Source organism: Actinoplanes sp. NPDC051851 (assembly GCF_040681165.1).
GTDB lineage: Bacteria > Actinomycetota > Actinomycetes > Mycobacteriales > Micromonosporaceae > Actinoplanes.
This window is the reverse complement of record NZ_JBFAYF010000018.1, coordinates 14037-32032: the sequence shown is the minus strand read 5'-3', so window position 1 is coordinate 32032 and position 17996 is coordinate 14037. Positions and strand designations below refer to the sequence as shown.

Annotated in this window: 20 protein-coding genes and 1 pseudogene; 12 read left to right on the top strand and 9 right to left on the bottom strand. The window is 71.9% G+C overall.

All coding sequences use genetic code 11. The features are described 5' to 3' along the window. Positions 1-2: 2 nt before the first annotated feature. The 5 genes from AB0M08_RS19055 to AB0M08_RS19035 form a co-directional block, all read right to left on the bottom strand. Positions 3-476, bottom strand: a complete 474-nt coding sequence (locus AB0M08_RS19055; RefSeq protein WP_364494577.1) for a hypothetical protein — start codon at positions 474-476, stop codon at positions 3-5. Between the two features lie 173 nt (positions 477-649). Further along, entirely contained in the window at positions 650-1339 is a 690-nt protein-coding gene (locus AB0M08_RS19050; protein ID WP_364494574.1) for a TetR/AcrR family transcriptional regulator, read from the bottom strand. An 881-nt stretch (positions 1340-2220) separates the two neighbouring features. Next, positions 2221-2934, bottom strand: a complete 714-nt coding sequence (locus AB0M08_RS19045; protein WP_364494572.1) for an SDR family NAD(P)-dependent oxidoreductase — start codon at positions 2932-2934, stop codon at positions 2221-2223. 32 nt (positions 2935-2966) lie between these two features. Next, positions 2967-3713 carry an SDR family oxidoreductase gene (locus tag AB0M08_RS19040; RefSeq protein WP_364494569.1) on the bottom strand — a complete coding sequence of 249 codons (747 nt, stop codon included), beginning with the start codon at positions 3711-3713 and terminating at the stop codon, positions 2967-2969. Continuing rightward, the gene (locus AB0M08_RS19035) at positions 3710-4507 is read right to left on the bottom strand and encodes a polysaccharide deacetylase (protein WP_364494566.1); all 798 of its coding nucleotides are present in this window, start codon (positions 4505-4507) and stop codon (positions 3710-3712) included. The genes AB0M08_RS19040 and AB0M08_RS19035 overlap by 4 nt, the downstream gene beginning before the upstream one ends. Positions 4508-4656: 149 nt before the next feature. Between AB0M08_RS19035 and AB0M08_RS19030 the strand changes: the two genes are divergently transcribed. The 8 genes and pseudogenes from AB0M08_RS19030 to AB0M08_RS18995 all read left to right on the top strand — a co-directional run bounded on the left by AB0M08_RS19030 (position 4657) and on the right by AB0M08_RS18995 (position 12265). Further along, positions 4657-5985 (top strand): APC family permease, encoded by a 1329-nt coding sequence (locus AB0M08_RS19030; RefSeq protein ID WP_364494563.1) that lies wholly within the window; start codon positions 4657-4659, stop codon positions 5983-5985. Continuing rightward, positions 5982-7577, top strand: a complete 1596-nt coding sequence (locus AB0M08_RS19025) for an amidohydrolase family protein (RefSeq protein ID WP_364494560.1) — start codon at positions 5982-5984, stop codon at positions 7575-7577. The genes AB0M08_RS19030 and AB0M08_RS19025 overlap by 4 nt, the downstream gene beginning before the upstream one ends. Before the next feature lie 22 nt (positions 7578-7599). Beyond that, positions 7600-8136 (top strand): DUF3592 domain-containing protein, encoded by a 537-nt coding sequence (locus AB0M08_RS19020; protein WP_364494557.1) that lies wholly within the window; start codon positions 7600-7602, stop codon positions 8134-8136. Positions 8137-8366: 230 nt separating this feature from the next. After that, a complete protein-coding gene (locus AB0M08_RS19015; RefSeq protein ID WP_364494555.1) occupies positions 8367-9398 on the top strand; it encodes a sensor histidine kinase in 1032 nt (343 codons plus the stop codon). After that, the gene (locus AB0M08_RS19010; protein WP_364494552.1) at positions 9395-10033 is read left to right on the top strand and encodes a response regulator transcription factor; all 639 of its coding nucleotides are present in this window, start codon (positions 9395-9397) and stop codon (positions 10031-10033) included. The genes AB0M08_RS19015 and AB0M08_RS19010 overlap by 4 nt, the downstream gene beginning before the upstream one ends. Positions 10034-10086: 53 nt before the next feature. After that, positions 10087-10710, top strand: a pseudogene (locus AB0M08_RS19005) (ATP-binding cassette domain-containing protein); the annotation flags it as partial. A gap of 68 nt (positions 10711-10778) precedes the next feature. Beyond that, complete coding sequence (locus AB0M08_RS19000; RefSeq protein WP_364494550.1) at positions 10779-11588, top strand: hypothetical protein; 810 nt, start codon at positions 10779-10781, stop codon at positions 11586-11588. Beyond that, the gene (locus AB0M08_RS18995) at positions 11585-12265 is read left to right on the top strand and encodes a hypothetical protein (protein WP_364494547.1); all 681 of its coding nucleotides are present in this window, start codon (positions 11585-11587) and stop codon (positions 12263-12265) included. The genes AB0M08_RS19000 and AB0M08_RS18995 overlap by 4 nt, the downstream gene beginning before the upstream one ends. A gap of 4 nt (positions 12266-12269) precedes the next feature. Here the strand turns inward: AB0M08_RS18995 and AB0M08_RS18990 are convergent, their stop codons facing one another. Next, positions 12270-13202 (bottom strand): WYL domain-containing protein, encoded by a 933-nt coding sequence (locus tag AB0M08_RS18990; protein ID WP_364494545.1) that lies wholly within the window; start codon positions 13200-13202, stop codon positions 12270-12272. Positions 13203-13263: 61 nt separating this feature from the next. Here AB0M08_RS18990 and AB0M08_RS18985 point away from each other — a divergent pair, with 61 nt between their 5' ends. Then, positions 13264-13695 carry a VOC family protein gene (locus AB0M08_RS18985; protein ID WP_364494542.1) on the top strand — a complete coding sequence of 144 codons (432 nt, stop codon included), beginning with the start codon at positions 13264-13266 and terminating at the stop codon, positions 13693-13695. Here AB0M08_RS18985 and AB0M08_RS18980 read toward each other — a convergent pair. Then, entirely contained in the window at positions 13692-14522 is an 831-nt protein-coding gene (locus AB0M08_RS18980; RefSeq protein ID WP_364494539.1) for an aldo/keto reductase, read from the bottom strand. The two genes, AB0M08_RS18985 and AB0M08_RS18980, sit on opposite strands and share 4 nt — an antisense overlap. A gap of 103 nt (positions 14523-14625) precedes the next feature. Here AB0M08_RS18980 and AB0M08_RS18975 point away from each other — a divergent pair, with 103 nt between their 5' ends. Further along, complete coding sequence (locus AB0M08_RS18975) at positions 14626-15486, top strand: helix-turn-helix transcriptional regulator (protein WP_364494537.1); 861 nt, start codon at positions 14626-14628, stop codon at positions 15484-15486. Between the two features lie 26 nt (positions 15487-15512). Continuing rightward, a complete protein-coding gene (locus AB0M08_RS18970) occupies positions 15513-15782 on the top strand; it encodes a hypothetical protein (RefSeq protein WP_364494534.1) in 270 nt (89 codons plus the stop codon). Positions 15783-16097: 315 nt separating this feature from the next. Here AB0M08_RS18970 and AB0M08_RS18965 read toward each other — a convergent pair whose 3' ends face one another. Next, the gene (locus AB0M08_RS18965; protein ID WP_364494531.1) at positions 16098-16652 is read right to left on the bottom strand and encodes a helix-turn-helix domain-containing protein; all 555 of its coding nucleotides are present in this window, start codon (positions 16650-16652) and stop codon (positions 16098-16100) included. A gap of 86 nt (positions 16653-16738) precedes the next feature. Between AB0M08_RS18965 and AB0M08_RS18960 the strand changes: the two genes are divergently transcribed. Continuing rightward, entirely contained in the window at positions 16739-17632 is an 894-nt protein-coding gene (locus tag AB0M08_RS18960; protein WP_364494528.1) for an NADP-dependent oxidoreductase, read from the top strand. Here AB0M08_RS18960 and AB0M08_RS18955 read toward each other — a convergent pair. Further along, positions 17551-17886 (bottom strand): helix-turn-helix transcriptional regulator, encoded by a 336-nt coding sequence (locus tag AB0M08_RS18955; RefSeq protein WP_364494525.1) that lies wholly within the window; start codon positions 17884-17886, stop codon positions 17551-17553. The two genes, AB0M08_RS18960 and AB0M08_RS18955, sit on opposite strands and share 82 nt — an antisense overlap. Between the last annotated feature and the right edge of the window lie 110 nt (positions 17887-17996).

Genomic DNA, 17996 nt, shown 5'->3' with positions numbered 1-17996 from the left:
TCTCAGGATCGCGGCCCGACCGGTGCCGGCCGCAGCACGTCGAGCACCAGGCGCCACGCGTTCGTCGGGAGGAACGCCCAGGCCCACAGGAACGGTTCGACGACCAGGCGCATCAGGCGTGCCCGGTCGGTGTCGAGGCCGAAGCCGTCGACGTGGTCCAGGTACTGGGCGATGTTGCCCGGGAAGACCGCGACGAGGAACGCCGTCATCACCAGGCCGGTCAGAGCCCGCCAGCGGCGCAGCACGACGACGGCCCCGCCGATCAGGATCTCCAGTACGCCGGAGACCAGCACCACGGCGTCGGGTTCGGCGGGGAACCACGACGGCACCTGAGCCTGGAACTCGGTCCGCGCGACGGTCAGGTGGGTGATGCCCGCGAAGAGCAGCATCAGCCCCGCGGAGACCCGCAGGGCGGCCGCGAACCAGCGCTCCCGCCGCCCGGACGCGGATCGGGCGGCCTCGAGGAATTTGTTCACGTGTGCAAATTATCAGACGTCGAGGGTGGGCACCATCGATCGCCGAAGGGGGTCGCGCCCTATACGACCGCCGTGCGGACGCCGTGCGGACGCCGTGCGGTCGCTCTGCACCTGTCGCCCGGCCGCCGCAGGGACCGCCCTACGCCTGTCGCCCGGCCGCCGCAGGGACCGCCCTACGCCTGTCGCCCGGCCGCCGCAGGGCCGCCCTCGATTCCGGCGGCGGCGAAGTCGGCCAGCCGTTCCACGAAGGCGGCGTCGAGCCCGGCGCCCGGTGCGCCGCGCACCCCGCCGACCTGCTCGGGGCTCACCAGCAGGGCGAGGACGGAGAAGACCGCGATGCCGACCCGGCTGGCCACCTCATGCCGGTCGCGGTCCGGCAGCACCCGCGCCGCCACCGCGGCGAGCAACTCGTCCAGCTTCGGCCCGCCGCTGACCGCGGCCACCCAGGAGGGGTCCTCCGCCAGTTGCAGCCGCGCGATGATGCGCATCCAGCGCAGGCCGCCCACCGGATCGGCCTGGATCAGGGCGACGGCCGGCAGCAGCACCGCCTCGACCAGTTCCCGCGGCGCGACCTCGCCGTCCCGCTCCAGCAGCGCACCGAGGCGGCGGCCGATGTCCTCGCCGACGAGGGTCATCCGGCGGTCGACGACCGCGGCGACCAGGGCGGTCTTGCCGTCGGGGAAGTGGTACGCGAGCGCTCCGGGCGCCACACCGGCCTCACGGGCCACGGCCCGGGCCGACACCGGGTCCAGGCCCTGCTCACCGAACATCCGCTCGGCCACCGCCACCAGCCGGGCGCGGACGTCGACGTCGGTGCGCGGGCCCCGCCGCCGCCCGGGACCGAGGTCGGGGCCGGTCGTCACACGCCCAGTCTATGCATCCCACTCCCCGCCCTCGCGCACCAGCCGCACCGGTTCAGCTGGTCCTCACGGGTCCCTCACCCGGCCGAAGGCACCCGCCAGCACCCGCCAGCACCCGCCAGCACCCGCCATGACCGTGCACGAGCGTCGGCCGCCTGCTCCTGGCTGGCTCAGGGGTGTCTCGACGGCTCCGAGGCACCCCCTGGTCAATTCCGGCGGGATCGTCACCGGTGGGGTCGCGGGGTGGGCGTTCTCGGTCATGGTCCGGGTTGGGGGTTATCCACAGCCGGGGTTTGTCCACAGGGCCCCGGGCCAAGATCACCGTTTTCTGCCACTGTTCCGTTAGGGATGGGGGTTTCCCCCGGTTGGGGTGGGCCCCGTCTGGCCGGACTTGATCAACATTTCATGATCAACTGCGGTGATGATCTTGGTGGCTGGCGTTCTGGGGTGTGTCGGCGGGCTTGAGTGACCCGTGAGCGCCAGCTTTCCCGGCGTGGCTGGCGTTCACGGGTCTCTCGGGCGCCCGAGACACCCCTGACCACCAGCCGACCGGCCTGAGACACCCCGGATCGCCAGCCGACCGGGGCCGAGGCACCCCGGATCGCCAGCCGGACCGGCCGAGGCGCCCTGGACGGCCCGGCCCACCGCCTGCGGGCACCGCCGCCCGGCGGGCCCGCGACCGAAACCTGGCCGACCGAAACCTGGCCGACGGAATCGGCGATCCACGGGCGGCGAGTGTTTCGGACGGGCACTCGCCGCGGGATCCGGCGTCCCACTCGTGCGGTCCAGCATCGACCAGCAGGGTCACCCCTGGACGCCAGCCAAGAGCTGACGCCAGCCAAGAGCTGACGCCGGCGCGCTGGGCTGGGGGCGGGTGGGTGGGGTCAGGCGATCGCGGTGCCGCCGTCGACCGGGATGATTGCCCCGCTCACGTATGTGGCGGCCCCGGAGGCGAGGAACAGGCAGACCCGGGCGACCTCCTCGGCGGTGCCGATGCGGCGCAGCGGGACCCGGCTCTCGAAGAACGCGGCGGCGGCCGAGGGGTCGTCGGTGAGGCTGGTCATGGCGGTGGCGATGACGCCGGGGGAGACGGCGTTCACGCGGATGCCGTATGGGCCCCACTCGGCCGCGAGTTGCCGGGTCAGCGAGACGATCGCGCCCTTGGACGCCGAGTAGGCCGCGCTCGGCTCGTGGGCGTCGCCGCGGACCGCACCGAGACTCGACATCAGCACGATCGAGCGATCGCCGGGCTGGTCGCGCATCCGGCGGGCGGACTCCCGGGCCACCAGGAAGGAGCCGCGGGCGTTCACCCGGAAGACCCGGTCCCAGGACTCCGTGGTGTCGTCCAGTGTCGGGTGGACCTGGTAGACGCCCGCGGAGTGGACGACCGCCGTCGGGCCCTCCGGCCACACCTCGTCCAACTGCTCGAACGCCGCGAGCGTCGACCGCTCGTCGGCCAGGTCGGCGGTGAGTACGGCGTCCAGGCCGTCCCGCGCGGGGACACGGTCGAGTCCGGCGACCTGCCAGCCTCGATCGAGGGCCTCCCGGACGACGGCCGCGCCGATCCCGTTCGCGGCTCCGGTCACCAGCAACCTCATGACACCCGGCAACCTCATGACACCCGGCAGACTCATGAGGCCAGGATCCCGCCGTTGACGTTCAGGGTCTGGCCGGTCACGTACGCCGCGTCCGGGGAGAGCAGGAACGCGATCGCCGCGGCGACGTCCTCCGGTGTCCCGTGCCGGCCGAGGGGTACCCGGGAGCGGTGCGCCTCGATCTGGTGCTCCAGCGTGGTGCCCTCCGCCGCGGCGCGGAAGATCATCTCCTCGCGGTGCATCTCGGTCATGATGTAGCCCGGCGCGACCGCGTTCACGGTGACGTCCGGGGCCAGTTCCAGGGCGAGGGCGTGCATCAGGCCGATCACGGCTCCCTTCGAGGCGATGTACGGTCCGGCGCCGGGCACCGGTTGCTGGGCGAAGACGGACCCGAGCACGACGATCCGCCCCGATCCGCCGGCCCGCAGCAGGGGTGCCGCGGCCCGGGCGCAGCGCAGCGTGCCGCCGAAGTTCACGTCGACCACGTGGTCGACGGCCGGGGCCGGGGTGTCGAGGACGGGGGTGGAGGGTCCGCCGACGCCGGCGTTGGCGACGAGGGCGTCCAGCCCGCCGAACCGGTCCCGGACGGCCGCGACGGCCCGGGTGACGTCGTCGTCCGAGGTGACGTCGGCGACGATGCCGAGGGCGCCCAGCGACGCGGCGGCGTCGAGCACGTCCCCGGTGCGGTCGGTGAGGCCGACGTTCCAGCCGTCGGCGGCGAGCCGTTGCGCGGTGGCCAGCCCGAGACCCCGCGCGGCGCCGGTTACCAGTGCGGTCCTCATCGCAGGCTCGCAGCCAGGTCACCGGCGGTGGAGAGGGCGAGGCCGGAACGCCCGCGCGCCCAGGTGAGGAACTCGCGCAGCATCCTCAGCCGGGACGGCCGCCCGATGATCTGCGGGTGCATGGTCAGCGTGACGAGCCCGCCGAGGTCCCAGATCGCCGCGGCCTCCTCGCGCCAGATCGCGGCGACCTCGCCGGCCGAGCGGATGGTCTTGTCCCAGGAGGAGGTGTCGAACCAGAAGTGCGGGGCGTCGTCGAGCAGCCAGTGCACCGGCAGCTCGACCAGGTCGTGCTCCGCGTGCCGGTACGGGTGCACCGCGTCCATCATGTTGGACGAGTACGCGAAGCCGTGCCGCTGGAGCAGCCCGAGCGTGCTGGACCCGAAGTCCCAGGACGGCGAGCGGTACCCGGCGACCCGGTCGGTGTGCCGGTGCAGCGCGGTGAGCCCGTCGACGATCTCGGCCTCCTCCTGCTCCGCGGTCATGGTGTGCGGGGAGCGGTGGCTGAAACCGTGGTGGCCGATCTCGAAGCCGCCCGCCGCGATGGCGTCCACCGCGTGCGGGTGCCGTTCGGCGTCCCCGCCGCATACGAAGAAGGTGGCCGGGACGTCGAGCTCCCGGAACATCGCGAGCAGCGCCGGCACCGCGACCTGGACGCCGTACCGGGCCTGCGAGAGGACACCCGGACGGCGGGCGTTCTCCGGGTCCTCGGCCAGCCACAGCTCCTCGGCGTCGAAGTCCACGGTGACCACGAGCTGAGCCGCGTTGTGCACGTCCACGGGCATCTCCTCATCCATGATCGAAAGGGGGTCGGCCTCGCAGCGTGCCAGGGCCGGGCCGTTGCGCGCATGCGTCGTCCGACGTACGTGAAATGACGGATTGACCAGGCATGCACCTGGCCGGAAGGTGTCTCGGATCACCGGATCTGTCGAAAGGAACGGCGAGGATGTCTGTCTCGTTGACCTCACCCCCATCGCTACGGCGCGTCCTCGGCCTGCCCTCGCTCGTCCTGTTCGGGTTGACCTACATGTCGCCGGTCGCCGTGTTCACCACCTACGGACTGGTCCAGCAGCAGACGAACGGGCATCTGCCGGCCGCGTACGTGGTGGCGACCGTGGCCATGCTGCTCACGGCGCACAGCTACGGCCGGATGGTGGCGGCCTTCCCCGCCGCCGGATCGGCCTACCGGTACGCCCGCAGCGTCTTCGGCCCGCACCTGGGCTTCCTCTCCGGCTGGACGCTGATGCTCGACTACCTGTTCCTGCCGATGGTGAGCTTCCTGCTGGCCGGGATCTACCTGAACTCGCAGTTCCCGGGCGTACCCGGATGGACCTTCAGTCTGGGTCTGCTCCTGATCGTGCTGGTCCTCAACGTCCTGGGCGTGAAGGTGCTCAGCGGCGTCTCCGCGATCGTCATGGGCATCACCGCGGTGGTCATCGGGATCTTCGTGGTGCTGGCGTTCGGGCACAGCGCGGCCCCCGCCGGTGACGCCCTGACCTCGTTCCTGCCGGGTTCCTCCGAGGTCTCGCTGATCCTCGGCGGTGCGGCGATCCTGGCCTTCAGCTTCCTGGGCTTCGACGGGGTCTCGACGATGGCCGAGGAGGCCCGCGACCCGCGGCGGACGGTGCCCCGCGGCATCATGCTGGCCACCCTGATCGGCGGCCTGCTCTTCATCGTCGTGGCCTGGTCCGGCAGCCTGGCCCACCCGTCCACGGACTTCGAGAACGTCGACGCGGCCGGGGTCGAGCTGATGGTCGCGCTCGGCGGCAAGGTGTTCAGCGGGATCTTCGTCGCCGTCTACGTGCTCGGCTGCTTCGGCTCGGCCCTGGTCTCGCAGGCCAGCGTGGCCCGCATCCTGTACGCGATGGGCCGCGACCGCCTGCTCCCGGCACCGCTCGGCCGGGTGCACCCGCGCTGGCAGACCCCGGTCGTCGCGCTCGTCCTGGTCTCGGTCGTCGGCCTGCTCTCGCTGGTGCTCAGTCTCGAACAGGCCGTCGTGATGATCAACTTCGGTGCGCTGGTGGCCTTCTCGGTGGTCAACCTCGCGGTGATCAAGCACTACCTGATCGACGAGCGGGACCGTACGCCGCGCTCCCTGGTCATCAACGTGCTGATCCCGGCCCTGGGCTTCGTCTCCACCGCCTGGCTCTGGACCGGGCTGACCGGCGAGACGTTCGTCGTCGGCTTCGTCTGGGTCGCCGTTGGCCTCGCCTACCTCGCCGTCACCACCCGCCTCTTCACCCGCCCGCCGGCCGAAGTCGACTTCTCCGAGTGAGCGACCTGATCGTCACCCGCGTCCGCGTCCACGACCGGCCCGGCGTCACCGCGCTCGCGGCGCGCGACGGCGTCATCGTGGCGCTGGGCGGCGAGGCCGAGGCCCGGCGCGCCGTCTCGCCCGGCGCCGAGCACCTGGACGGCCGGGGCGGGACCCTCACCCCGGGCCTGATCGACTCGCACGCCCATCCGCACCACGCCGCCGGTCTGGCCGGGGCCGTCGACTTCGGAACCGTCCACACCTGGGACGACTTCCTGGCCCGGCTGCGCGCGCTGGCCCGGCGGCACCCGGACTCGTGGCTGCACGTCTGGAATCTGGATTACGCGATCTTCGCGGGTCGGGCCATCCGCGGCGGCGACATCGCCGATGCCACCTTCGGGCTTCCGGTGTACGGGCTGTTCTTCGACGGGCACACCGCGATCGCCTCGCCGAGGGCGCTCGAATTGGCCGGTGTGACCGGAAGGGAACAGTTCAGCGACACCTCGGTCGTGGTCGTGGACGAGCATGGCGTGCCGACCGGGGAGCTCAAGGAACGGTCGGCCTTCCAGTTGGTCGCCGCCCATCTGCCCCCGGTCAGCCGGGAGCAGGCCCGGGCGGCGGTGCTGGACACCATGCGGCGGATGGCCGCGACCGGGCTGACCGGCGCGGTCTCGATGGACGGCACCCGGGCGAGCCTCGACCTCTTCGAGGACATCGACCGGACCGAGGGCCTGCCGATCCGGCTGCAGACCGCGCTGACCCACCGGCCGCACTTCGGGGCCGACGAGATCGCCGACATCGTCGCCCAGCGCGACCGGCACGGACGGCGGTGGCGCACCGGGCTGATCAAACTCTTCCACGACGGCGTGATCGACACCGGGACCGGCTGGCTCTACGAGCCCGACACCCTCGGCGACGGCCTGGCCTCCTTCTGGCCGGATCCGGCGCGGTATCGCGAGGTGGTCACGGCGTACGCGAAAAAGGGTTTTCAAATCGCCACGCATGCCATCGGGGATCGTGCGGTGGGTGAGACCATCGACGCCTATCTCGCGGTCGGGGTGCGGACGCCGGCCGGTGCGCCGCACCGCATCGAACATCTGGAGACGCTGACCGATAACGATCTGCGGCGGGCGGCCGGGGCGGGGATCGCGGTCTCCATGCAGCCGCTGCACATGCAGTGGCGGCACGAGGACCATTCGGACTCATGGGCGCATCGGCTGGGGCGGGTGCGCAGCGCGAGGGGTTGGCGGGCAGCCGATGTGCTGCGCGCCGGCGCTCTGCTGGCGCTCGGGTCCGACTGGCCGGTGGCGCAGTTCGATCCGCGGATCGGGATGGCCTGGGCCGTGCTCCGGAGGGAACCCGGACGGCCGGACGCGCCGGTCTTCGACGGACACCTGAGGCTGACCAGGGAGGATGTCCTGCACGGCTACACCCGGGCAGCCGCCGACGCGATGGGGGACACCCGGGTGGGACGGCTGGAGGTGGGCGCCCTCGCCGACCTCACGGTCTTCGCCGACGATCCGGCCTCCGTCGACGGCGACACCCTCGCGAGCCTTCCCGTGGTCGGCACGGTGGTCGACGGCGAGGTGGTGCACCGGCTCGCGGGATATTGATCGCTGTTGTCATCATGGGCGGATGCCGCGACATGACCCGCCGAACCGCTTCACCGCGGCGCCGACACCGTGGCGATTCGTCGTCGGCGTCGCGGCGCTCACGCTGGTCCTGCTCTCCGCGGGCGTGTCGATGGCCGTCGGCGTGTTCGTCGTCAAGTTCGGCTCGGCGGCCAAGGCGCAGCACCTCGCCCGGGAAGGTGCTGCCGTCGAGGCGGTCCTGAGCGGCTACCGGGAAGGGCGGAGGCTGTCCTCCACGGTCTGGCTGACGTACGAGTACGCGGGCGGCGCCTATCGCGTTCAGGTGGAGTGCGACGACCGCGAGCGGTGCGACCCGCAGTACAGCCGCACCCTGGCGATCCGGGTGGACCCGGCGGACCCGGGCGAGCTGGTCACCGTCCTGGGCGCTACCGACGACTCCACCAGCCTGCTGAACAGCTGGGTCCGGCTCGTCCACGCCGCGATCGTTATCGCTTTCGGCGGCGTCGGCGCCTACCTCTGGTGGCAGCTGCACCGTCAGGCCCGCGCGGAGCGGCGGACCTCCACGTTCCGGCGGCAGTGAGGGCGGTCGCCGGTCTGCAGGGCCGGGTGCGTGGCGCGCGGTGGCTCCTGCACCCGGGCCCGCTCAACCAGCGTTGCGACAGGAAGGGATCAGTGCGGGGAACTCTCCCCGAGTGGAGCCACCAACCCCGGCCGCCGGTCGTCCGATGGACGCCGAGGCTGGGCCAGGCGAGTCCATCTGTGCATCTCGTCCCGCTCGATTGCGTGTGCGGCGTCGCGTACGGTGCGACCGTGACGAACCGGATGAGAGCGTCCTGGCCGGACATCGTGGCCGCGATCGTCGTGGTCGCCGTGTTCTGGGCCGGGTCGCCGCTCGGGGTGGTCCTGGCGCTCGCCACCGGGGCGGCCATGGTCGCCCGGCGGCGGGCACCGCTGACGGCCACCCTGGTCGCGGGCGTCGCCACTCTAACCGGCACGCTGCTCGGCGTCTGTCAGGACCCGATGCTCGCCACCGCCTGGTGCCTCTACCCGCTCGCCGTCGAACGGGCCGCGCGCACCCGCCTGGTCGCCGCCGTGCCGGTCGGCCTCTTCGGGGCGTTGGCGCTGGTCACCGGCGTACCCGAAGATGGTCTCGGTGAACGGCTCGTGGTGGCGGTCGCCGCGCTGAGCGCGGCCTGGCTGCTCGGCCTCGCGGTGGGCCGGCAGATGGCCGCCGCGCGGGAGGCCGAACGGGCCCGCGTGCAGCTGGCCGTGGCCCGCGACGTGCACGACGTGGTCGGGCACGCGCTCGGCGTGATCGTGGCCGAGGCCGGGGTGGTCCTGAGCCTGCCCGACGTCCGGGAGGACGAGTTGCGCGAGACGCTGACCGCCGTCGAGTGCCATGCCCGCACCGCCCTGGCCGACGTGCAGGGACTGGTCCGTACGCTGCGTACCGACGGCGCCGCACCGGGCACGGAGGACCTTCCGGCGCTCTTCGCCGCCGTGCGCGCCGCCGGGGTACGCCTGGAGACGACCGTCGACATCGGCGAGTTCGACCATGCGGCGACGCTGTTCCGGATCGTCCAGGAGGCGCTGCACAACGTGGTCCGGCACGCGCCCGGCACGACCTGCGCGGTGGACGTGAGACGAGAGAAGGGCGAGGTGACCGTGCTGATCCGCGACGACGGCGGGGCGGGAGCGGTGCCCGCGTCACCCGGCAGCGGCCTCGGCCTGACCGGCATGCGGGAGCGGGCCCGGCTGGCCGGCGGCAGCGTGACCTGGGGCGCCCGTCCGGAGGGCGGATTCCAGGTCCGGGCCAGCTTGCCCCTCGCGGGTGACCGATGATCTCGGTCTTCCTCGCGGACGACGACCCCGGGATCCGCGCCGCCTACCGCAAGCTCTTCGAGCGCACCGAGGGCTTCCGGTTCGCGGGCGAGGCCGCCGACGGCGACGAGGCCGCCCGGCTGGTCGCCCGGCGCGGTCCGGACGTGGCCCTGCTCGACGTGCAGATGCCCGGCACCGACGGTCTGACGGCGGCCCGGCGCATCCTCGCCACCGGCGAGACCCGGGTGATCATGTTGACCACCTTCGACCTGGACGAGTACGTCCACGAGGCGCTCACCCTCGGCGCGTCCGGCTTCCTGCTCAAGAACGTCACCCCGCCCGAGGTGCTGCGGGCGGTGCGGACCGTCCATGAGGGCCACGCGATGCTCGCGCCGGAGGTGACCGCCCGCCTGCTGGAGCAGTTCGCGCCACGGCGTCCGGTGCGGCGGCACCCGTTCGCCGGTCAGGTGCTCTCCGCCCGGGAGCTGGAGGTGATCCGGCTGGTCGCCCGTGGCCGGTCCAACCAGGAGATCGCCGACGAGTTGTTCCTGAGCGTGGAGACGGTGCGGACCTATCTGCGCCGGATGTTCGCCAAGCTCGGCGTCCACGACCGGACCCGGCTGGCGGTGCTGGCCCACCAGGCCGGGCTGTTGTGACTGTCTCCTTCCGGGGGACGCGCCGGGATCGGCGGGACACGCAGGCTGAGGCCATGATCGAGATCACCGGGCTGACCAAGGGCTACGGCGCCACGGTCGCCGTCGACGACGTCGGTTTCACCGTACGACCGGGCCGCGTCACCGGCTTCCTCGGCCCCAACGGCGCGGGCAAGTCGACCACCCTGCGGATGCTGCTCGGACTCGACCACCCGACCAGCGGCACCGCGCTGATCCACGGTAGGCGCTACCGGGACCTCCGCTTCCCCCTGCGCACCGTCGGCGCCCTGCTCGACGGCGCCGGGGCGGTGCCCGAGCGGCGGGCGATCGACCACCTGACCTGGATCGCGCAGAGCAACCGGATCCCGCGCGGCCGGGTGCGGGAGGTGCTCGACCGGGTCGGCCTCGCGGACGCCGCCACGCAGCGGGCCGGCCGGTACTCGCTGGGCATGACCCAGCGGCTGGGCATCGCGGCCGCGCTGCTCGGCGATCCGGAGATCCTGGTCCTCGACGAGCCGGTCAACGGCCTGGACCCGCAGGGCATCCGCTGGGTGCGGTCCCTGGTGCGGGAGTACGCGGACGACGGCCGTACGGTGCTGCTCTCCAGCCATCTCATGAGCGAGACCGCCGACATCGCCGACGACGTGGTGGTCATCGCCCGGGGCCGGATCGTCGCCGACGGCACCCTGGAGCAGGTCACCGCCGGTCACGACTCGCTGGAGTCGGCGTTCTTCGAGCTGATCGCGTGATGGGCGCGCTCGCTGCCGTCCGCGCTTCCGTCCGCGCCGAGTTCACCAAGATCATCACGATGCGGTCGGTGTGGATCGCCACCGCGGTCATCCTCGCCCTGCATCTGCTGATTCAGCGGGCCAACCTTGGGAGCAACACGGCGGCCGTCACGGCGATCACCCCGCAGGGCACGATCGAGATCTTCACCGGCGACCCTGAGCCGGCCCGCGGTGCGCTGCTCGACCTGATGGTCGCCGGCTCCTTCCAGATGGTCCTCTTCCTGCCGGTGCTCGCCGCGCTCATCGCCGGCCAGGAGTTCCGCTCCCGCCAGCTGGACCGCACGCTGCTGGCGGTGCCGCACCGGGGCCGGCTGGTGATCGCCAAGACAATCGCCGCCGCCGGCTTCCTGACGGTGGTTGCGGTTTTGATCGCCATGATCAGCATCTTTTTCCTGTACGCAGCAACCCGGGCCTGGGACCCGGGCCTGGCGACCAGCGCCGACGCGCTGTGCGGACAGGCGGGATTCCTGGCCCTCGCGGTCCTGACCGGCCTGGTCGGCCTGGCGTTCACGATGCTCGGCCGCGGTACCCTGGCCGGGATCGGCGCGACCGTCGTGCTGACCGTGCTGACCATGACCCGGCTCCTGGCCCGGCTGTCCCCGGCCCTGGACGCGATGCTGCCGCTCAGCGCGGGCCGCAACCTGCTGCTGAACCCGGCCCAGAACACCCTCTCGTCCGGCCCCGCCCCAGCCCTGATCGTGCTGCTGCTCTGGCCTCTCGTGACGCTGACCGCGACGGGGATCGTGCTGTACCGCCAGGACGCCCGATGACCGGCCTGCTGACCGCGGAGCTCACCAAGATCCGTACGCTCCCGGCCGTCTGGCTCGCCCTCGGTGTCGCGCTGCCGTCCGGCGTGCTGCTGGGCCTGCTGACCGGCGCGGGCGGCTCGGTCTCGATCGGCGCGCCCGGCCTGGTCGCGCTCGTCCCGGCGTACGTGCTGGTGGCGGTCCCGGCCTTCGCCGGCGGCAGCGAGTACCGCCACGGCCAGCTGCGGCTGAGCCTGCTCGCGGTCCCGTCCCGCGGCCACCTCTTCGCCGCGAAGCTGCTGGCGAGCACGGCGGTCACGGTGGCCCTCGCGGTCATCGTGGCCGCCCCCGGCTACCTGCTGGAGCGCGGCGTGTCGGCCACCGCCGCCGGCCTCGGGGCCCGGATCCTGGCCTACGTCCTGCTCGGCCTGATCGGATTCGGACTCGCCGTGCTCACCCGCAGCGCCGTCACCTCGATCGGCGCGCTCGTCCTGCTGCCGGTCCTGGTCTCCACCACCCTCGGCGGCCTGGCACCCGGCCTCGTCCGGGTGCTGCCGCACGAAGCTGTCCTCGCCTTCCTGGGCCTGACCACCGGGCTGCCGCACCCGCTGCCCGCCCCGGCCGGCCTGGCGGTGGTGGCAGCCTGGGCCGCGCTGATGGTGGCCGTGGCCCGCTCGGCCACCATCCGGCGCGACGGCTGACCGTTCACGGTTGTGGGTAGCCGGCCACCAGTTCGGCACCGATCCGGGACAGCTCCGCGCGGACCTCCGGTGGGGAGAGCACCTCCACGGTGGAACCCCAGCCGGCGAGCGTGCGGGCGATGTCGCGAGCGGTGGGCGCGCCGACCCGGACCCGGACGCGGCCGTCGTCCAGGGTCTGTCCCGGCCGGCAGTGCCGTCCGAAGTGCTCCCGCAGCACCCAGAGGAAGCGCTCCGGGATCAGCAGCTCGGCCCACGTGCGGGAGCGTCGTTCCTCCAGCGCCTCGACAACCTCTGCCCAGGCCGTACCCAAAAGGAAGTCGCTCGGTCTTGTGAAGGTCTTGCCGTTCGGGGTGAGGTCGGTGAGGCGATCCAGTCGGAAGGTGCGGCGGCCCTGGTCGGTGCCGGCGAGCAGATACCAGACGCCGTCCTTGTCGATTAGTCCCCACGGGTCGGCGTCACGGGGTCTGCCCTGGTAGGCGAAGGTGACCTGCTGCGCGCCGATGACCGCCTCCTGCAGACGCCGGACCGTCTCGGGCGGGTCGGGCCGGCGAGCACCCCACGGATCCGGGTCGATCAGGGTGGCCCCGGTGGCGGCCTGCGCGCCGGTGCGGTAGGTCTCCGGGAGCGCCCGCAGCAGCTTGCGCAGCGCGGCCTTCACCTCGGGCGACGACGACGCGGCGGGGCCGGCGAGCAGGAACAGGGCCCGGGCCTCGGGCTCGGAGAGGCCGCTCAGATCGGTGCGCGCGCCGCCGACCAGCTGCCAGCCTCCGTGTCGGCCGGGCTGCGGATAGACCGGTACCCCGGCCGTCGCCAGCGCCTCCAGGTCACGGCGGGCGGTGGCGACCGAGACCTCCAGCTCGGCGGCGAGTTCGGCGGCGGTGACCCGCCCCCGGGTCTGCATCAGGAGGAGGACGGCCACGAGACGGTCGGCGCGCATGGGGTCATCCTCCCGGGAAAAGTACTCAGGAGATGCACACTTTACGTCCGACGATGAGGTCATGACTGCTTCGACGACACTGCGCGGGATCACCACCGTCACCGCCTTCGCCGACGACCTCGCCGCGGCCCGGACCTGGTACACCGAGGTCTTCGGTGCCGAGCCGTACTTCGTGCGCGAGGGCGCCTACCTGGAATGGCGGATCGGCGACTATCAGCAGGAGTTCGGCCTGCTGAACACCGGGTTCGCCCCGCACCGGCCCGCCGCCGGGGCGATCGTCTACTGGGCGGTGGACGACGCCGGCGCGGCCTACCGGCGGCTGCTGTCGCTGGGCGCGACCGTGCACGAGGCGCCGACCGAGCGCGGCACCGGGTATGTCACCGCGTCCGTGTTCGACCCCTTCGGCAACATCCTCGGCGTGATGCGCAACCAGCATTACGACGACGTCCGGTCCCGCTCCGGACTCCGGAGCGGGACCGTCCAGTCCGGTTAACGGATCTCGTCGGGGCCGAGGGTGATCGCCGCCGCGCGCAGGTTCTCCTCCAGGTGGGCGATGCTGGACGTGCCGGGGATCGGCAGCACGTTCGGCGCCCGGTGCAGGAGCCAGGCCAGGGCGATCTGGGCCGGGGTGGCGTCGTGCCGCCGGGCCGCCTCGTCCAGGACGCCGCCGGGCTTGGCGAGCTCGCCGGTCGCCATCGGGAACCACGGGATGAACGCCATGCCCTGCTCCCGGGCGTAGTCGAGCACGTCCTCGGCGGCGCGGTTCGCGACGTTGTACATGTTCTGCACCGACACGATCGGCGCGACCTTCTGGGCGGCCTTCAGCTCGTCGACGCTCACCTCGGACATGCCGATGTGCCGGATCTTGCCCTCCCGCTGGAGGGTGAGCAGCTCGCCGATGCTCTCCTCGACCGGCACCAGCGGGTCGATCCGGTGCAGCTGGTACAGGTCGATACGCTCGACGCCGAGGCGGCGCAGCGACATCTCCAGGGCCTGGCGCAGATACTCGGGACGGCCCAGCGGCGGCCACTCGTTCGGGCCGGTGCGCAGCACGCCGCCCTTGGTGGCGATGACCACCTCATTGCGGTACGGGTGCAGCGCCTCCCGGATCAGGTCCTCGGCGACGAACGGCCCGTACGCGTCGGCGGTGTCGATGAGGGTCACCCCGAGCTCGACCGCCCGGCGCAGCACGGCGATCGCCTGCTTGCGGTCCCGGGGCTCGCCCCAGTAGCCCTCGCCGACGATCTGCATGGTGCCGTAGCCGAGCCGGTTGACGGTCAGGTCGCCGCCGATGGTGAAGGTGGTGCTGTCGGATGTCATGCCATTGATCGTGGAAACTTCGCGGCCGGCCATCCAGACCCGCTTCTGCCTACACCTGCCAGGTACAGGCACGGCTGTCCGTGGACGCGCATACTTCATGGTCATGGACGTACGATCGCCGCTCGGCGAGTTCCTGCAGGCCAGGCGATCCCAGATCAGCCCCGCCGACGTCGGGTTGCCCCGGTACGGCGATCGCCGCCGGGTGTCCGGCCTGCGCCGCGAGGAGCTGGCCATGCTCGCCGGGGTCAGCGCCGGCTACTACACCCGCCTGGAGCAGGGCCAGTCCCTCAACGCCTCCACCGAGGTCCTCGACGCGATCGCCACGGCCATGCGCCTGAGCCCGGCCGAACGAGACCACCTGCACCTGCTCTCGGCCACCGCGCCCCGCCGTCCCCGCCCGTCGTCTCCGCCCGACGAGGAAGCCGATGCCGCCCTGCGCACCCTGCTGACCGCGATGCGCGATGTGCCCGCCCTCGTCGTCGGTCGCCGTAACGACGTCCTCGCCTGGAATCGTCCCGGCCACGCCCTGCTCGCCGGCCATCTCGACGCCGACGCCCCGGACAGCCCGGAGACCCGTCCCAACATGTCCCGGATGGTCTTCCTCGACGCCCATACCCGCGCCCTCTACCGCGACTGGGCCGGCAAGGCCCGCGCCGTCGTCGGCAACCTGCGCATCATGACCGCCCATCATCCCGGCGACGCCGGGCTGGCCGCGCTGATCGGCGAGCTGGCGATCGAGAGCACCGAGTTCGCGACACTCTGGGCCGACCACCCGGTCCTGCCGTGCGGCCGCGACGTCTACGAGCTGACACACCCCCTGGTCGGCGACCTCACGGCGACCCAGCAGACGTTGCGCGTCCCCCAGACGCCCCATCAGTCCCTGATCACCATCACCGCCGAGCCGGATTCCCCCTCCTCCGCGGCCTTGACGATGCTGCTCCAGCTCTGCGCCGGCCACAGGTAGGTGTGACGGCATCACGGTTGCTGGAGATGGCGCCCGCGACCGCAGATCATGTCATCGCTTTTCTCGTTGACGCGGAAACGCTGACCCACCCGGACACCCCGATCTTGGTGGTCAAACTCGACGACAACGTGGAGGGCCTGACTGACGAGGGCAAGGGGCCGCGGTACGGAGCGACGTTCCGCGTCGTGCCATCCGAGATGTGGTCGGTGCAGAACAACCTGCCGATCGCCAACATGGCCTGGGAAGAATTCGCCGACAACGTGGACGGCGATGGCATATTCCGTGGCTTTGAGTAACCGGAAACCGGCAGCTGCCCCTTCCGCTCTTTAAGCGCCGCGCCTGCGGATCCGAAAGGGAAGAAATGTCGCGTACCGATAAGGACGGTCCCTGGCATCGGCGGAGCGGCCTTCGGCTTCTTGTGGGAGGCGGAGGGCCGCCGGGCCAGTTCATCAGGGATTACTGGACCAGCCGGGAACGGCAGGTCGTGCGGATCGCGTGCCAGGAGGCTGCCAAGGAGCATCGCGAGAACGGGATCGCCGAGACTCTTCCGAGTGTTCGGCAGCACCGCCACGGCGCGCAGTGGGTCTGGTGGTGATCCGCGGCGGTCGGCGCTATGTCGCGGCGACGGTGCGGAGGTCCTGGTGGGCGGTGGCCAGCAAGGTGGTGAAATCGGTGTCGTCGCCGAGGATCCAGCGAGTGGTGGCCAAGCGGAGGATGGCCGTGCCGATGTCGGTGGCCAGGTGGGCGGTCTGCTCGTCGTGGCCGCGGTCGATCAGGGCGGCGACCAGCTTCTCGGCGAGGGTCACCATTTTGATCAGTTCGCGTTCGCGCAGCGGTGGGGTGGCGGCGATCACCGTGGCGCGTTCGATCAGGAACTCGCGCGGGCGTAGCACCTGCGGTGTGGCGGCGAAGGCTGTGAGCAGGGTCGGCAGCGCGCCGAGGCCCTCCGGTGCGGCCTGGATCGCGGGCAGGTAGCAGGCCTCCAGGTCGTCGCCGCCGAAGAGGACCTCGCGCTTGTCGGCGAACCAGCGGTAGAAGGATCGCTCGGTCAGGCCGGCCCGCTGTGCGATCTGCGCGACCGTGGTGCGGTCGTAGCCCTGTTCGCGGAACAGGTCCAGCGCGGCGCGTTCGAGGCGTCCCCGTGTGTTGCCCTCCCACCGTGCCATGCCCCGATCATAGTGACGACAGTTTCTGTCGTCACGGTGTACCGTGCATGACGACAGAAACTGTCGTCACTTTCAAGGGGACAACCATGCGCGCACTGCGTTTCCACTCGTACGGCGAACCGGCGGACGTGCTCCGCCTCGACGAGACGGCGACGCCGCCCGAGCCCGGCCCGGGCCAGGTCCGGATCGCCGTCGAGGCCTGCGGGCTGACTCCCGCCGACTGGGCCATCTGCGGCGGCCTGCACGCCGGTGAGCTGCCCCGCGGCATCGGGCTGGAGGCCGCCGGCACCGTCGCGGCGCTCGGTCCCGACGTGACCGGCGTCGCGATCGGTGACCCGGTCTTCGGGCCGACGGTGTACACCGGAGCGTCGGCGGGCGCGGCGGACCAGGTCGTGCTGCGAACCTGGTTCCCGCGTCCCGCCGGGCTGGGCGCGGTCGAGGCGGCGGCGCTACCGATGGCGGTCGAGACCGCCTACCGGGGCCTGGCGGCTCTCGGCGACGTCGCCGGGAAGAGGGTGCTGATCAGCGGCGCGGGCACCACGATCGGGTTCGCGGCGGTGCAGATCGCGGTCCGGCTCGGCGCGCGGGTCGTCGCCAGCGCCGGTAAGACGTACGCCGATGCTCTGGAGGGCTTCGGCGCCGAGGTCGTACCGTACGGCAAAGGTCTGGGAAAGAGGGTCGGCTCTGTCGACCTGGTCCTGGACACCGCGCCGGTCGGCGTCATGCCGGAGCTGCTGACCACCGTGACCGACCCGGCGGACATCGTCACGGTGAGCGATTTCGCCGCGCTGAAGGACCTGGGCGTCCGCAGCACCGACATGAACCTGCGCTACGACGTCCTCGGCGAGTACGCCGCCCTGGCCGCCGCGGGTGGGTTCACCGTGCCGATCGCCGGGACCTACCCCCTGGAGAGCTGGCGCGAGCCCCTCGCGATCAGCCGCTCGGGACAGGCCCGCGGCAAGCACGTGCTCATCCCCTGACGGAGGGGGATCACGTCGCGCAGCTGGGCCCGGGTCGCCACGCCCAGTTTCGGGAACGCGTTGTACAGGTGACTGGAGACGGTGTGGGCGGAGAGGAACAGCACCGAGCCGATCTCCCGGTTCGTCATCCCGGCCGCGGCGAGCCGGACGACCTCCCGTTCCTGACCGGTCAGGCTCGCCTGGCGGGAGGGTTTCGCCGCTCTTGGCGGAAATCGATCAGCGTCTTGCTGAGTGGGAGCGCTCCCGCTTAACATCGGCGCAATCGCACACTGACGTCCCGGAAACCCATCCCCCACCGTCTTCACCGCCGTCTTCCCCAACGTCGAAGCGGTTCGACGGGCGTCCGTGTGAATCCCCCGAGAGA